At 63.9% G+C, this 14,814-nt stretch carries 9 protein-coding genes; 2 read left to right on the top strand and 7 right to left on the bottom strand.

Annotated features, from left to right (window positions below; translation table 11 throughout):
• Positions 1 to 24: 24 nt before the first annotated feature.
• Entirely contained in the window at positions 25 to 2,451 is a 2,427-nt protein-coding gene (locus tag ACOJB8_RS34320) for a putative bifunctional diguanylate cyclase/phosphodiesterase (protein ID WP_475016597.1), read from the bottom strand.
• 175 nt (positions 2,452 to 2,626) lie between these two features.
• Between ACOJB8_RS34320 and ACOJB8_RS34315 the strand changes: the two genes are divergently transcribed.
• Together ACOJB8_RS34315 and ACOJB8_RS34310 are read left to right on the top strand one after the other, a co-directional pair.
• Complete coding sequence (locus tag ACOJB8_RS34315; protein WP_176732859.1) at positions 2,627 to 2,881, top strand: hypothetical protein; 255 nt, start codon at positions 2,627 to 2,629, stop codon at positions 2,879 to 2,881.
• A 279-nt stretch (positions 2,882 to 3,160) separates the two neighbouring features.
• Positions 3,161 to 4,843, top strand: coding sequence for an alkaline phosphatase family protein (locus ACOJB8_RS34310; protein ID WP_368684652.1), 1,683 nt, complete (start codon positions 3,161 to 3,163; stop codon positions 4,841 to 4,843).
• Positions 4,844 to 4,912: 69 nt separating this feature from the next.
• Here ACOJB8_RS34310 and ACOJB8_RS34305 read toward each other — a convergent pair whose 3' ends face one another.
• From ACOJB8_RS34305 to ACOJB8_RS34280, 6 genes are all read right to left on the bottom strand, one after another.
• Positions 4,913 to 6,907, bottom strand: a complete 1,995-nt coding sequence (locus ACOJB8_RS34305) for an alkaline phosphatase family protein (RefSeq protein WP_475016595.1) — start codon at positions 6,905 to 6,907, stop codon at positions 4,913 to 4,915.
• 359 nt (positions 6,908 to 7,266) lie between these two features.
• Positions 7,267 to 9,057, bottom strand: a complete 1,791-nt coding sequence (locus tag ACOJB8_RS34300; protein WP_475016593.1) for an FAD-binding oxidoreductase — start codon at positions 9,055 to 9,057, stop codon at positions 7,267 to 7,269.
• Between the two features lie 436 nt (positions 9,058 to 9,493).
• On the bottom strand, positions 9,494 to 10,876 hold the full coding sequence (locus ACOJB8_RS34295; protein WP_475016591.1) for a lipopolysaccharide biosynthesis protein: 1,383 nt from the start codon (positions 10,874 to 10,876) through the stop codon (positions 9,494 to 9,496).
• Positions 10,869 to 12,554: a glycoside hydrolase family 44 protein gene (locus ACOJB8_RS34290; protein ID WP_475016590.1), complete on the bottom strand. Its 1,686-nt coding sequence runs from the start codon at positions 12,552 to 12,554 to the stop codon at positions 10,869 to 10,871. The genes ACOJB8_RS34295 and ACOJB8_RS34290 overlap by 8 nt, the downstream gene beginning before the upstream one ends.
• The gene (locus tag ACOJB8_RS34285; protein WP_475016588.1) at positions 12,541 to 13,827 is read right to left on the bottom strand and encodes a hypothetical protein; all 1,287 of its coding nucleotides are present in this window, start codon (positions 13,825 to 13,827) and stop codon (positions 12,541 to 12,543) included. The genes ACOJB8_RS34290 and ACOJB8_RS34285 overlap by 14 nt, the downstream gene beginning before the upstream one ends.
• 63 nt (positions 13,828 to 13,890) lie before the next feature.
• The gene (locus ACOJB8_RS34280; protein ID WP_069263417.1) at positions 13,891 to 14,610 is read right to left on the bottom strand and encodes a polysaccharide biosynthesis/export family protein; all 720 of its coding nucleotides are present in this window, start codon (positions 14,608 to 14,610) and stop codon (positions 13,891 to 13,893) included.
• Positions 14,611 to 14,814 lie beyond the last annotated feature (204 nt).

The following is a 14,814-nucleotide window of genomic DNA, read 5'->3' as shown; positions in this document are numbered from 1 at the left end:
CGCCCGAGCGCGCCGTAGCACGGTTCACACGGGCAGGGGCGCCGGACGTGCCGCCGCATTCGCCGCGATGTCGGCGATCGCGCCGGCGCTCACGGCGTGGCTGTACAGGAAACCCTGGGCATGTGTGCAGCCGTTTTGCAGCAGGAAATCGCGATGTCCGCTGGTTTCGACGCCTTCCGCGATCAGTTCGAAATTGAGCGCCTTCGCCACGGCGATGACGGCGAGCGTGATCGCTTCCGTTTCCGTGTCCTGGCCAATCTCGCGCACGAATTCGCGGTCGATCTTGAGGCGATCGACGCGAAAGCGCTTGAGATACCCGAGGCTCGAATAACCCGTGCCGAAATCGTCGATAGCGACGCGAACGCCCATCTCCCGCAGACCGGCCAGCGTGCGCGCGGCGAGATCGGGCGTGCGCATGAGCGCGCCCTCGGTCACCTCGAGTTCCAGCAGCGCCGGCGGCAGACCCGAATCGCGCAGTGCCTCCCGCACCTGGCCCATCAGGTCGCCATGCTCGAACTGCAAGGGCGAGACGTTGACGGAGACGCGTATCGGCCGCGCCGGGTCCCGATTCCAGCGCGCTGCTTCCCGGCATGCCTCGCGCAGCACCCATTCGCCTATGCCGCGAATCAGGCCGGTTTCCTCGGCGACCGGGATGAATACGGCCGGAGACACGCTGCCGAGTTCCGCGTCGGTCCATCGCAGCAGCGCCTCGGCGCCGATCATCGTGCCCGTTGCCATATCGAATTGCGGCTGATACAGCACGGTCAATGCGCCGTTGCGGAACGCCTGGCGCAGGCGCGTCGAAATGCGCAAGCGCGAGGTCGCGGCTTCGCTCAATTCCGGGCGATAGAACTGGTACTGATTGCGGCCGTTCTGCTTGGCCAGATACATCGCGGCGTCGGCATTGCGCACCAGCGCGTCGGCGTCGTCGCCGTCGGCGGGGTAGAGGCTGATGCCGATGCTGGCCTCGATGAAGAGTTCGTGGCCCGCTACCTGTATCGGTTCCGTCATCGCGGCGAGCAGTGAGTCGAGCAGCGGTTCGAGCAACGAAGCGGCGCCGTCGGCGATGACCATGAATTCGTCGCCGCCATAGCGCGCCACCGTGCCACGCTCGCCGACGACGCGCTCGATGCGCCGCGCGATCTGGGCGAGCAGCGCGTCGCCGATGCGGTGGCCGAGCGAGTCGTTGACCTCCTTGAAATTGTCGAGATCGAGGAAGATCATCGCGAGCGTCTTGCCCGCACGGCTAGCCTGCTGCAGTTCCCGGTTCACGCGCTCGTCGAAATACTTGCGGTTCGTGAGGCCGGTGAGCGCGTCGTATTCGGCCCGATGTCTCAGTTCAGCCTGTGCTGCGAGCTGCGTCGTGACGTCTTCCATCACGCAAAGGGTCGCGCTTCGGCCGTCGAAATCCGTTTGCAGCTGGAATACGTTCATCGAGCGCAACTCGCCGCTCTTCGTTCGGTGTTCCCAGATGGCTGTGCCGTCGTCGTGCCCGCGCGCGTGCGCGAACGGGGCCCCATGCAGCGCGGTCTTGTTCATGCGCAGATCGCCAAGCCTCAGCTCGAGCATCTCGCTCGCGCGGTAGCCCAGGGCTTTCGCCGCCATGTCGTTGACGGCGACGAGCCGCATGGACGCGTCGTCGACGATCCAGATCGGCAGCGGATTGAGCTGAAAGAGGCGCTTGTACTTCTTGCGGTTGACGTCCGCCGCCTGGAGCGCCTTGCGCAACGATTTCGTGATGCGCGCGTTGCGGCGAAGGAATGCCAGCAGCAGGCACGCCGCGGCCAGTCCCGACCCGAGCAGGAGCGCCGAAGCCATTTGCGAATCTCGCGACGCCCTCGTGACCGACTGGTCAAGATGCGCGTCTTCGTCCATGCGGATCTCGCCGATCTTTTGCATCGTCTGGAAAAAGCGCGCGTCGAGTTCGCCCAGCGACGGCGTATCCATCGTCACGCTGCCCGGCTTGAGCATGGAAAGCATCGCGAGCCGGTTGCTCAGGGCGCCCAGATGGCGAATCATGTCCTTCAACTCGTCGAGCAGGGCGATGCAGCGCTCGCGGCCTTCGCAGGTCCGCTGCGCCGCGTTGGCGTCGTCGATCAGTGCCGGAAGCGGATAGATGTAGGCGGCGCGCCGATAGAACGGCCGCGTGCCGATTACCGTGTAGAGCTGCTCATGCTCGTCGAGAAGTGCATTCTGCAGTTCGTCGAGATCCCGCTTGGCCGACTCGACCGCACGCTGCTGCGAAAGCGCATAGCGCTGCTCATGAGACTGCCGCAGGGCAATGGCGGTATTGAGCGCGATGGCCGACAGGATCGCAATGAGGGCCAGCGGCGCGACCAGCCGGGTTTTTTGTGCGCTCCATACGTGCAACACACGCCATAGGCCGATGAGCGCCGGCTTTGCGGCCGGATTTCCTGCGCTATCTCCCATCTTGCTGTCCTCACGCTGCATGCTCGTCACCCTGCGCCCACAATCTCTGCAATTGACATATCGACAAAGATCCGGGCAACTTGAGGGCGGCCAATCGCTATTTCGCCAGGGCCGATTTGGGGCGGATTTTGGGTCGGAAGGAGGGCGGTCACGCCCAGACGCTAAAGTTTGTGTGCCGGCCGCCGAAAATCCCAGCATGGCGCACGAACAACCCAAACCACCTCAAGAGGATCCGATCCGGGCAGAAGCACGGGCGCTGGAAGGCAGCATCCGCGCGATCAGACGGGCACAGGGAAAGCGCAATCCTGAAGACTGTGTGCCGGGCAGCCCGGAATCTTTCGCGGTCATGGAAGCGTTCGTGCGTGATGTCGGACGTGTGCTTGCGCTCGATATGCTCGAACATGAAAAGAACAATGACAGCGATGTGAACGGAGCGGATTCGACTGGTTAGACAATTAGCCGTATCAAATGATAAACGTTATCAGGATTCCAGATTTACACCGGAAGTAGAGGAATCGACCGGCAGGATCGGTGCATTCACAACGTCGTGGAATCGCCGCACCGTCCTGATACAACCTGTTACATTGAATCAAACGCACGCCCATCAAGCCTCCCGCGCTCCAGTGGAAGACATCCGAAAGTAATCTTTCACGGCATTTACTCATTCCGCGACTTATCTCCTCTAGGGCGCATTCGCGCCCAATTCATAATTCATATCAAGAGGTGAAGAATGAACGAGATCGGAAAGCGGTTCGGAGTCAGGGCAATCTTCACTGCGAGCGTGCTGGCATTTGCGAGCATGGCCGCGGCAGCGCAGGATCAGGATGGCGATCACAACCAGCAATACACGCACGTTTTGCTGATCAGTGTGGACGGGATGCACGAGGCCGACCTGGAAAACTACATCAAGACGCACCCGCAATCCACCTTCGCGAAGCTCGTCAAACACGGTGTCGAGTACACCCACGCTTCGACATCCCGGCCTTCCGACTCGTATCCCGGCCTCCTCGCATTCGCAACCGGCGGCAGCCCGCTGAGCCATGGTGTCTTCTATGACGACACCTACGATGCGACGCTGTATCCGCCGGGCAGCAATTGCACGGGCACGCCTGGCACGGAGGTCACCAATTTCGAAGCGCTCGACTGGGATCTCACCCAGCTCGACGGCGGTTCGCCGCCTGCGGGGGCCACGTACGACAAGCGCAATCCGCACATCAATCCCGCAAAACTTCCACTGCGCAAGACGGCCGGCGGCGCCTGCGTGCAGGTCTGGCCGCATCTGTACATGAAGAACGGGACGAACACGATCTTCGAGGTCATTCATCAGGCCGGCATGCGCACCGCGTGGTCGGACAAGCACCCGGCCTACGAGATCGTGAATGGGCCTTCGGGGCTGGGACTCGACGAACTCTACGCGCCCGAGATCAACTCGACCTCGCTGCAAGCCAATGGCTTCCCGAGCGCGCCCGCGACCGTCGACTGGACCGCCGACCCGATATATACCCGGGCTTATGACGGCTTCAAGGTCAAGGTCGTCTTGAACTGGATTCATGGGCTCGATCAGACCGGGACGAAGCAGGTGGGCGTACCCGCGATCTTCGGCATGAACTTTCAGGCGGTGAGCGTCGGGCAGAAGGTCACGTCCGCGATGGAAGGCACGACCACGACGCGTGGCGGCTATCTCGACGCAGCCGGCACGCCGACCGTGCCGCTCGAACAGTCGCTCGACTTCGTCGATGCCTCGCTGGGCCAGATGTACGATGCGCTCAAAGCGGGCCATCTTCTGCATTCGACGCTGTTCATCGTCGGCGGCAAACACGGCCAGTCGCCGATCGACCTCAAGAAGCTTCACATGCTGAGCGGTTCGAAGAACGCCTATGCCACCGCCGACGTGAGCGATGTCGCCACCGTGCTCGGCAATGGCGGCGTGCCGGTCGCCCAGGAGACGGCCGACGACGTGTCGCTCATCTGGCTCAAGAACCACGGCGATACCGCAAAAGCGGTATCACTCCTCGACGCTGACGAGGCGAGCGGCAATTCCACTCGCATCCAGACGCTCTACCACGACACGGCGCTGAAGGCGATCTGGGGCGACCCTGCCCAGGGCCGTGTGCCTGACCTCATCATTCAGCCGATACCTGGGACGATCTACAGCAAGAGCGCGGCGAAGCTGGCAGAGCACGGCGGAATGTATACGGACGATACGAACACGCTGCTGGTGGTTTCCAATCCGAAGTTGCAGAAGAACGTCGTCGATTCGCCGGTGACCAACATGCAGGTGGCGCCGACCATCCTGAAGGCGCTCGGTCTCGACCCGCACAAGCTCGTAGCCGTTCAGCGTGAAGGCACCCATGTCCTTCCGGGCCTCCAGACCACGGGAGACGACGACTCGGGCGATCAATCGGAGCAGTAGGAGCAAGCGCGCCGACGGTCCCGTTGGGGTTGGGACCTTCGGCGTCTTCAGTGCGCTTCTGGACTGCGATCAGAACGGGAACATGCCAGCCGCGCCCTCGTTGCCATTGCCCGCTGCCGCCTGCCTGGCGGGCTGGAACAGGAAGGCACCGAACAGGTCGCCGATCGCCGGCGCGTTCGTCGGCACGTACGGGCTCGCGGGCAGCTGGACCGGGTTGGGGAGATTGTCGCGACTGCGCGCCGTGATCGGTCCCAGCGACCAGTTGCGTTCGATGAATTTCACGAGCGACACGTGATCCGAATAGTCGTGAACGACACGGCCACCGCGCGAGTACGGCGAAACGACGATGAGAGGAATGCGCGGGCCGTCCCCGAAGAAGTCCACGGGTTGAATGTACCCTGAGTCGTAATAGCCGCCACCTTCGTCCGTCGTGATGAAGATCGCAGTGGAGGCCCACAGCGCGGGGTTCGCCTGAACGGAATCGATGATTTTGTGCACGAACCCTTCGTAAAGACCGAACTTCGAAGAGGACGGATGCCCATCGAGCAGTCCGCCGGGTTTCACGAACGACACCGCGGGTAGCGTGCCGTTTGCGATGTCGGCATACAGGTTCGGCGTGTCCTGAAGATGCGCGGCCACCAGCGACGGATTGGTCATGATCGCCGTTTCATAGAGAAACGGATTGCAGATATTGCAGTAGACACTCGTTGACGGACGGGTGATGAACGTCTTCCAGCCTTCGCCGTAGTATTTCCACGAAATATTGTTCTCGAGGAGCGTATCGGCGATCGTGCGCACCGGCGAAGGTGGAATGGTGAACGTACTCGTGTTGACGGTGCCGTCACCGTTGTAGCCAGGGTTGTAGTTGTTCAGCAGATAGTACGTGCTGGGCGCGCAGTTGGCATTGGGGTGATACGGCAAGCTGTCGAGATATTTTCGTATCGCGCCGACGCCAGGCTGCTTCGGATCCGAGCAATTGCTATAGGTCCCGCCAGAGTAGCCGTCCTGCGCGTACCAGTTGTTGGTGCCTGGCTGCGGCCGCGGGTTTTCGATCTCGTTCTGGGGCGGCGTCGCCGGATTGCCTTTGCCGTCCGTGTAATAGAGCGCGTCGGCCGTTCCGATCATGATGCTGTTCGCGCCCGTGCCGCCCATCACCGGCTGGTGATAGTTGTCGCTGATCGTGTAATGACGCGCGAGATCCGTGAAATAGGGCATATCGCCGGTATTCACGTTATAGAACCCGAGCGCGGTCGCGCCTTCGTGGGTCGACTGATCGGTGAAGTGGGCCGCTTGCGCATTGCCATTCGATCCGGCGCCGACCGACACTTCGACCCACGCAAACAGATCCATCTTGCAGCCGCTCGGATTATCGAGGGTCGCGTTCGCGATATTGCAATCCGACTGCTGCCAGTTCTGGTAGAACCGATGCACCGGACTGTTCATGTACTGGTCGTAGTTCGGACCCACACGCGAGATCTGATAGGGGCCACTCTGCAGGTTGTACAGGTTCGACCCAAAGCGCGCGTCAGGCACGTCGTTGGGGAGGCCCGTTGCGCCCGTCGTCAACTGAACGACATCGTTCGATTCGAGGGCATAGCCTTCGGCTGCCTGCGCAGCCGCCAGTGTCGCGAACGGCGGAGGATTCGCGTCGCTCGCTGCGGTCGGCGCCGAGCCGGTATTCGGCGCGGGCAGCGTCGCGTAAGGCTGTTTCGACACCGGGCTGGCGTCGAACTGCGAGGGATTCGTGGCCTTGGCCATGTATTGCTCGGCGATCTTGAAGTTGGGTCCGGGTCCCCCGTCAGCCCGGATGATGCCTCTCGACAGAAGATTCCATATGGTTTGGCCCGAGCGCGGCTGATAAGCGCCAAACACGTGATCGAACGTTCGGTTTTCGCCCACGATGATGATGACATGCTTGATCGGCGTTGCCGTGATCGAAGATGTATTCGCGGTGGACTGGCTATCGGCAGCAGAACAATAGAGTGCCGTCGCCGCTAGCGAAACTGCCGCAAGCAAGGCAGGAACGGCAGGCCGTTGGTGTCTGGATCTCGATGTCTGGCGCATGTGTCTCTCCATTGAAGCGTTGCACTTCTTTGCATGACGGTGGGACGGCGATTGCGTCACTTCAAATCATTACGGCGTGTTACAGGCTGGAAAGCTAGACCTTCCACATGACGTTCCGAGGGCGGCAGTAAGTCGGTTCTGTGCAGGTCACGTGACCGTGCCTACGATTTACCTTCGCGGATCTTTCGATTGATGCAGGACCCGGGCTGCGCAAGATGACAGGAGTCCTGATGAGGTGGGTGCTGATGTGGGAGATGCGGGGAAATAAGGGACCCTCCCCATCTGCACGATGAGTTGCGAGAATGCGAGTTCTTAGTGAGTCAAGCCAGGCAAGGAATGCGCGCCCATTACCGAAACCTTCACGACTGCACGGGCGTAAAGCCGTCGGGACTCCAGTCCTCGCTGCCCACGCCGTGATGGACGTAGAAGAAGCCTTCCGGATCGTAGCGATCCTTGATCGCTTTCAGCCGCGCGTAGTTGACGCCCCAAAACGCTTCACGCCAATCGCTGCGAAAAAAATCGGTCTCCGAAATATAGGAGCCGCTTTCTGGCGATAGCGCTTTGAGAATGGCCGCGGCCTTGGCTATGTTCGCGGCGTTGCGATGTGCCTGCGCCATGTCAGGCGCGGGGATGGGCAGGCCCGGAAAGGGTGGCGGGCCGCCTGTGGCGACGATCATCAGGCCGAAGGCGTCGGCGACTTTTGGGTTGGTCGCACACTGGCGCGCCTGCTCGTTCACCTCCGGCGGCGCGCCCGCGAGTCCCTTGTTGAAATGCAACTCGACGGCCTGAAACTGGGCCGCCGCCACGAAGGCGTCGACCAGCCGGCCGCGTTGCGCCGGTTCGAGAAGGGCCGCGGGCAGCCATTGCGACTCGTAGCCGTGCAGGAAGGCGGAAGCCTGCTCGCCATCGCCTTGCCACCAGCCATGGTTGTGCGCAGCGCCCGCGCGTGGGTCGGGCACGAGTCCCGGGTTGGCTTCGACGTCCCACCAGCGGCGCGATGGACCGGCGCCGACGCGAGGTCCCTGGTTGAAGGTGAAATCTGCCGGTGAGGCGCGCACCCAATCGATGACAGGCGCCCAGGCTGACTTGACCTGATGGTCGTCGAGACCCTGGCACACCATCGCCACTTCGATCTCGTCGCTGTGAAAGACGAAGCGCTCGCCCCATGCAGGGTTGAACAGATGCTCCGCATAGTGATCGACCAGTCGCGCAGCGAGCCGCCGGTAAGCCTCAGGCGATGAAGTCTTGACCTTGAACCTGGCCCAGCCGAAGTTCTCGGGCAACTCATGGGTCTGCAGCGTGAGCTTCGTCACCACACCGAAACTGCCGCCGCCGCCCCCTTTGAGTGCCCAGAAAAGATCGGGCTGCTGGCATGCGTTGACCGTGCGGACAGCGCCGTCGGCGGTGACGATCTCCGCCTGGAGCAGACTCGCGGCCGCGAGTCCGTAGCGCTTCGAGTGGGACCCGAAACCGCCGCCGAGAACGAGGCCGGCAACGCCCACGGTCGTACATCCGCCGCCCTGAACGTAGCGTCCCGCGTGCGTCGTGACGGCGGTGTAGACGTCGATCCACATGCAGCCAGCCTCTACCGTCACGGCCTGCTGTGGCGGTGACTGGCAGCCGGCCGGCACGAACGCGTCATGGAGTGCGATGCGGTTCATCCCGCGCGTCCAGACCAACAGGGAATCGGGCGCGTTCGAGCCGCCAAGGTAGCTGTGACCGCCGCCTTTCACCACCAGGCGCAAGTTGTGTCGGCGCGCGAAATCGACGCCCGCGACGACGTCCGCGGTCGAGCGGGCTGCCACCGCGTAGGCGCTTGCGTGCGCCGTCCATGCATTGAGCCAGCCGGAGACCTGGGTGGCGCCGGGATCGTCGCCGAGCGCGAACGGATTGCGCGCTTCCTCGATTCTTGCCAGACATGCTGGTGCGTGGGGCGCTTGCGCGCAGGTCTGCCAGATCGTGGTGGGTTGCAGCAAATTTCCGCCGACTGCCTGGCTCAACGCCTCCCATTCCGGCGCTTTCGGCCACGCGGGGTCGCTGGGCCGGATGCGGCCCGCACGGGCCGCAGCGGGCTGCACGCCGGCGAAACTCGAGGTAGCGGTAAGGCACGGCAAAGCGACAACCCCCTTTAGCAGGCAGCGTCGTTTCATGACGTTTCTTCTCCTCGCGACGGGTGAAACGCTTAGTTTTCCAAATTATGACGCAGGGCTGCCACAACCCGCTGACGCGAGCGGCCGGCTTCGACGATCGCCTCGTCAATCCCGTCGAGAGCAAGCGCACTCGCGGATCGCACGGTCAGGATGGGTGTAGTTCACGGTATTGCCGAGCAACGTGGCGCACGGTGCGCGCCGTCCCGCCATCGGCGTAAAGCGGTTTAGTTCGCACCGGGGTGCGAATTTATTCATGATATCAGCAAAGCTGCGCGCCTCATGGGCGCGCAGCATATCGCGGGCCGCGGCGCTTTTTTGCGACCGGCTGTCGCCCTGGTGTGCCGTTACTGCTGGTCGGTCGGGGAAATCACACTCGGGGTCGCGAGCGAATTGTCGTTGAAAGCGCAAGCAGTTGAGGCCGGCACTGCCCCACGATCTAGGCGTCCTGGTTTGGGTCTTGCGCCGCGCTGCGTCCCGGCACGCGCCCGAGCACCCATTGCCCGAGCAACGCAAGTGGCAACACGCCCAGCAGCCGGTGCGCCGCCCACGCTGCGAGCGCGCCGTTCACGGCGATGGCCAGCGATGCCGCCGCCGCGGCCCCCACGCTGCCGCCGAGCGGCGCGAATGCGGCGAGGCCCACGAGCAGCACGGCGACCGAGTAGAGGTTGATTCGGTACAGGACGGAAGTGTGGGCGGTCATGCCCAGCAGTTCGGGCATGGCGGTAAAGCAGGCCGCGGCGATCTGGCCGAGCGCGAGCACGCGCAGCGCCGCCGCGCCGCCGCCGAAGCCAGGCCCGAACAGGCGCAGCAAGTGTTCGGGAAAGAGCAGCATGCACAGCGCGGCGGGCAACGCGAGGCACAGCACGAGGCCGGCCGCCTGGGCCGCGCTTTTGTCGAGCCCATGCCGATCGCTGCGCGCGAAAAGGCTCGCGAACTTCGGCGCGGCCATACCGGTCACGCCGCTGATCAGCAGATTGATGACGAGCGCGAGACGCCACGCCAGCGCGAAGAGCCCGGTCTCGCGCGACGAGGCGACGATGCCGAGCACGATGGCAGGCGCCGAGGTGATCAGGAGCTTCGTGAATTCCAGCGTGAAAAGCGGCAAACCCGCCTTGAGCAAGCGCGGCGGTTCGGCTGGCGCTTGCTCGCCGGCGGGCACGCCGGCAAGAAAACGCCTGAGCAGAAACGCGCCGGTCAGCGCGGTGAGCGTGAAGCTGGCGGCGATCAGCATGAGCGTGCTCGCGACGCTCATGCCGTGCGTCAGTCCAAGCGGGATGGCGACGGCGCAGAAGATCGCCGGCCAGAGCCAGGAATAGATCATCTGGCTGCAGCCCACGCGTTGGAGTCCCGCAAGCGCCCCCGCCATGGCCGCGCCGAGATTTTGCGGGATGAAGGAGAGCGCGCCGAGCGCGAGCGGCCAGGCAAGCTCGGGCTTCTTCAGCACGTCGTACGCGAAGGCGAATGCGCCCGCGCCAAGCGCGATCGACATGGCCGTGGAGGCGAGCAGCACCAGCCACAGCGCGCGACGGATGGCCGGCCGCACGGCGCGCGCCTCGCCCGCCGCGAGGTCCATCGCGATCTGCCGCGTGAGCGCCTGGTCGATGCCGAGGCGCCCGAACCCCGCGAGCGCCACCATCGTGCTGAACACGATATAGAAGTCGCCTGTCTGCACCACGCCCAGCATGGCGGCGATCAGCAGATGGAAACCGTAGCGGCTCGGCAGGTCGAGCAGACGCACGCCGAGGCTCACGAGCGAGCCCCGGATCATCGAGCCGCCGGTTTGGCTCGCGGGCATCTGCGCTTCGCCGGCTTCACTCATGCTGCGCCTGTGCGCCGCGCAGTATGAACAGCGTCACGCTCTGCGCGGGCAGGCTCGCGCGCAGCGTGCTGTCCTGGTAGTGCGCGTCGGGCATGCGGAACAGCTGGTTGTTTGCGAGCCGCCAGGTTTCGGCCACGCCGCTCGCCGCAAAATGATCGAGCGTGACGGCGGCATCGGCGGGGCGGTCCAGCTGCTTGTTGATGACCACGAGCGTCAACGCGTGGTCGCGCTCGCGCAAGGCGGCAAACGCGGAAACGGCGTCCGGATCGGGCGCGTTCGCGGCAATGCTGGTTGTGCCGAATGCCGCGCCGTTGCCGTCGTAGTTGCGGTAGAGCTTGAATGCCTTGTACACCGGCATCGAAGGATCGAGCGTGCCCCAGCGCGTTGCCATATCCAGCCCCTCGCGGCCGAAAATGCCGAGCACGTCGGCCTGGGCTGTCGCGCCGTTCATCAGCGTGTCGCCGCCCCAGTTGTATTCCGTAATGCCGATGGGCGTGCCCGGGTAGTAGTACGTATCGACCCAATGGCGCATCAGCGGGATCAGCGCGACGACGCTGTTGATCCACGTGGGGTCCTTGTAGTTCGGGTCCCACAGGTCGCGCGTGGAGCGGTTGCGCATGAGCGCGACGGCCTGCGAACTCGTCACGCCCGTCTCGGCGTATTCGCCGCCCTGCGGGTAGAAGTGCAGGCTGAACACGTCGACCGGATGGCCCGCCGCTTTCCATTGCGCGAGCAGCCAGGGCACGTACGGCATGCCTTGGGTTTCGCCTGTGCGGTCGGACGTGTGATCGAGGCCGTGGTCCGCGGCGTACTGCTGGTCGAAGCCGCTGTAGAAATAGCCCTGCCAGCCCCATTCTTCCGGCGCGACGATCTGCGCGTGCGGGTCCGCCGCCTTCACGGCGCGCGAATAGACGATCGCCTTGCTGGCGATTTCGCTCGCATGGGCGCCCGTGGGGTGCACATCGCGGTGAATGAGCTGCCAGAGGCTCGGCTCGTTGTCGAGCGCGTAGTAGCGCACGCCGCCGCCGCTCGCGCCGCCGAATTGCTTGACCAGATCCGCGACGCGCGCCTGTTCGTTTTGCGGGTCGTCGGGTATCGAGGCGTCGTTCGCGTCGTTGCCGGCAATCGGCTTGCCGCCGGCTGCCACGCCGTTGCCGGCGTCGGCGTGGCCGTTCACGTCGTGATTCGGCTGCGGGCCGTATTTGGCGATCGAGAAGCTCGCGAGCGTCTCGCGCGCGGGCCCGAGTTTCGCCACGCGGCCGAGCATCGGAATGGTCACGATGGGCGTGGCGCCCGCCGCCTGGGAGAGTGCGACGAAGCGCTCGCCGAACTGATCGTTGATATCGGCGGGATTGACGGCGAGGCTCTCGAAATACCAGTCCTTGCCCGCGTTGCGTGCGTCGAGGCGCCAGTTATAGGCCGAGGCGCTGTTGCCGCCCGAGCGGTTGATGGGCGCGCGCAGGTCCTGCAAAACCGCCGTCGTGCCGAAGTTGATGCCGTAAATCAGCGGGCTGATGGGGTGCCGGCCGGCGGCGGCATCCACCGAGATGGCCACCGGCAAGGGCGTGCCCGAAGTCGCGTCGGTGCAGGCCGCCGCGCCCGACATGAGCAGCGCGCCGACCAGCAGCGCGTGCAGGTTGGGGCGCTCGATACGCTTGTTGCGCTTAAAGCGTGGCATGGTGAACCTGCAGACCGGCATGGTCGTCGTGATCGCCGTCCAGTTCGCCCACGCGCCAGACGTACGCGAAGATCGCGAGAATGACCGCGGTCTCGCCCGGCGTGAGGGTAGGCGGATAAAAGAATGAAATGAGCAGGACGTAGACGAGATAGTCGAACAGCGCGCCGAGAAAATCGTCGTCGACCTTCTTGCGCAAGCGCCGGTAGAACACGATGCCGCGCAACTGGAAGAACAGGATGATGAGCGCGCCGATCAGGCCGTACTCGAACACGATGCCGAGCCACGTGATGTCGGCGAGGAAGAAGAAGTGGTGAAAGTAGTCGATCAGGTTGTCCTTGCTGGTCGAACTGATCGTGCCCACCCCGAAGAGCCAGCGCATCGGCTCGCTGCCGAGGAACTTCGTGGCGAGCATGATGGTGATGCGGCGCGTGTCGAAGCCCGTGCTCGCGTCGGTGCTGAAGGTCGTGGCGAGATAGCCCGCCGAGAACAGGGTGGCGAGTGCGACGGGCGCGGCGAGCAGCAGCAGAACGCGCGTGCGCATGCGCGACCAGGCGAAGGTGTTGATGACGAGCACGCCCATGATGCCGATGACCATGGCGCGCGTCTTGACGATCAGCAGCGTGACCGCGAACGCGACGACCACGCCCAGCAGATAGCCCGCGTGCTTTTCGAAGAAGGCGCGCCGGTAGCAGAAGAACAGCAGGATGAGCGGGAAATACATCGACATGCGGATGCGATGCCCGCGGTTGTCGCTGCTGAAAAAGGGCGACTGGCCGATCACATACGACTCCTGGTACCAGTCGGAGGGCACCACGGCCCAGAGCACGATGAGCACCGCGAGAATGACGACGCCCAGCACCACGAATCCGCGCTCCAGCTCGCCGAGCGTGGGCTTGAGCGTGAGGAGCAGCGCGAGAAACGAGAAGAAGTACAGCACGGGCAGCAGTTTCACCTGCGCCGTGATGCTCGTGAAAAAGCCCTCGTGGAAGTAGAACACGGCCGCAAAGCTCGGCACCAGCAAGAGCCACGCGAAGCTGATGAGGATTTGCCGCGTCATGGGAAAACGCGGTTCGCCGCCCAGACGCACCACGGCGGGCAGCGAAATGACCGGCAGCGCTTTCGAGAGCGCCCAGAGCGGCACGAGCGTGCTCAGGTAATGGAAGGTCTGGCCAAAGAGCGGCAGGAGCGCGAGCAGCCACCACGTGACCCGCCACCTGGCGGGCTCGCTCGAAAAGACGGGGGCAAGCCCGGTGGTCGTGGTGGCGGTTTCCATCGCGTGTGATTCGTTTGCGCGGCCGTGGAGAGCCGTCGGGCGGTCGAGGCTCGCAGAGCAGGCTTAGTACGTCGTGGGATTGTTCGAGATCGTGTAGTCGAAGCCCCGCTGGAACGGAATGACCTTGTCGATGTACTGATCGACCCACTGGTCGACTTCGGCGATCGAGGACTTCGGCACGAAGATCGTGTCGGTGGCCTGCAGGATGACGTCCTGCGCCGGGTCGCCGCGATGCGTGAGCGCGTCGAGGTCGATCGTGCGCAGCATCGGGCGGCCATCGGGGCTGCGGCGAATCAGCACGACTTCGTTGGTGCGCGCCGTGTCGAGCAAGCCCTGCGCGGCGGCGATGGCCTGCAGCACGCTCATGCCCGTGTGCAGCGCGATTTCGCCGGGGCGCGCGACCTGGCCGGCCACATAGATTTTAGCGGCCGACTGCACGATGGCAACCGAAGCGTGCGCGTTCTTCGCCATGCCGTTGGCAGCAAGCGCCTTGTCGATGGCGTCGCCGAGCTGGGCGACCGTGAGCCCTGCCGCCGGGATCGTGCCCGCGAACGGCATGGTCAGGCCGCCGTCCGGCGCGACCGAACCGCGGAAGTTCAGCTCGGCATTGAAAGGCATGACGACCGAGAGGTCGTCGCCGGGTTCGATGCGATAGACGCCCGGCGAGGCTTGCGACCACGCGGCGAATTGCGCCCGCTGCTGGAATTGCGGCTCCACCCAGGTCTGGGTGCAGGCGGTAAGCGTTATCAGCCCGAGGACGCAGGCTGGTCGGAGTATGTTCATCGGGCGCGTGGGTGAAGCGGTGGCTTGCGGTTCCTGATCTCTTGTCAAGTAACGGCAGGAATTGCCGTTAATGAAGGGTGGAACTCGCACGATTTTTTCGCGGATGTCAGTTTAACGCGACATCCTGGATGTTTTCTTACGTATTATATGCGCCGTCGAATCTTCACTGCTGGCCTGGAACCGCACCTGTATGGTTATTACTAC

Source organism: Paraburkholderia sp. BR10141 (assembly GCF_056155635.1).
The sequence above is the reverse complement of the archived record's forward strand: the minus strand, read 5'-3'. Positions and strand labels throughout refer to the sequence as shown.

Excerpts from the sequence above, each read along its gene's own strand:
- ACOJB8_RS34310 (WP_368684652.1), top strand. The coding sequence starts at position 3,161 with ATGAACGAGATCGGAAAGCGGTTCGGAGTCAGGGCAATCTTCACTGCG.
- ACOJB8_RS34315 (WP_176732859.1), top strand. The coding sequence starts at position 2,627 with ATGGCGCACGAACAACCCAAACCACCTCAAGAGGATCCGATCCGGGCA.
- ACOJB8_RS34300 (WP_475016593.1), bottom strand. The coding sequence starts at position 9,057 with ATGAAACGACGCTGCCTGCTAAAGGGGGTTGTCGCTTTGCCGTGCCTT.
- ACOJB8_RS34280 (WP_069263417.1), bottom strand. The coding sequence starts at position 14,610 with ATGAACATACTCCGACCAGCCTGCGTCCTCGGGCTGATAACGCTTACC.
- ACOJB8_RS34305 (WP_475016595.1), bottom strand. The coding sequence starts at position 6,907 with ATGCGCCAGACATCGAGATCCAGACACCAACGGCCTGCCGTTCCTGCC.
- ACOJB8_RS34295 (WP_475016591.1), bottom strand. The coding sequence starts at position 10,876 with ATGAGTGAAGCCGGCGAAGCGCAGATGCCCGCGAGCCAAACCGGCGGC.
- ACOJB8_RS34320 (WP_475016597.1), bottom strand. The coding sequence starts at position 2,451 with ATGCAGCGTGAGGACAGCAAGATGGGAGATAGCGCAGGAAATCCGGCC.
- ACOJB8_RS34290 (WP_475016590.1), bottom strand. The coding sequence starts at position 12,554 with ATGCCACGCTTTAAGCGCAACAAGCGTATCGAGCGCCCCAACCTGCAC.
- ACOJB8_RS34285 (WP_475016588.1), bottom strand. The coding sequence starts at position 13,827 with ATGGAAACCGCCACCACGACCACCGGGCTTGCCCCCGTCTTTTCGAGC.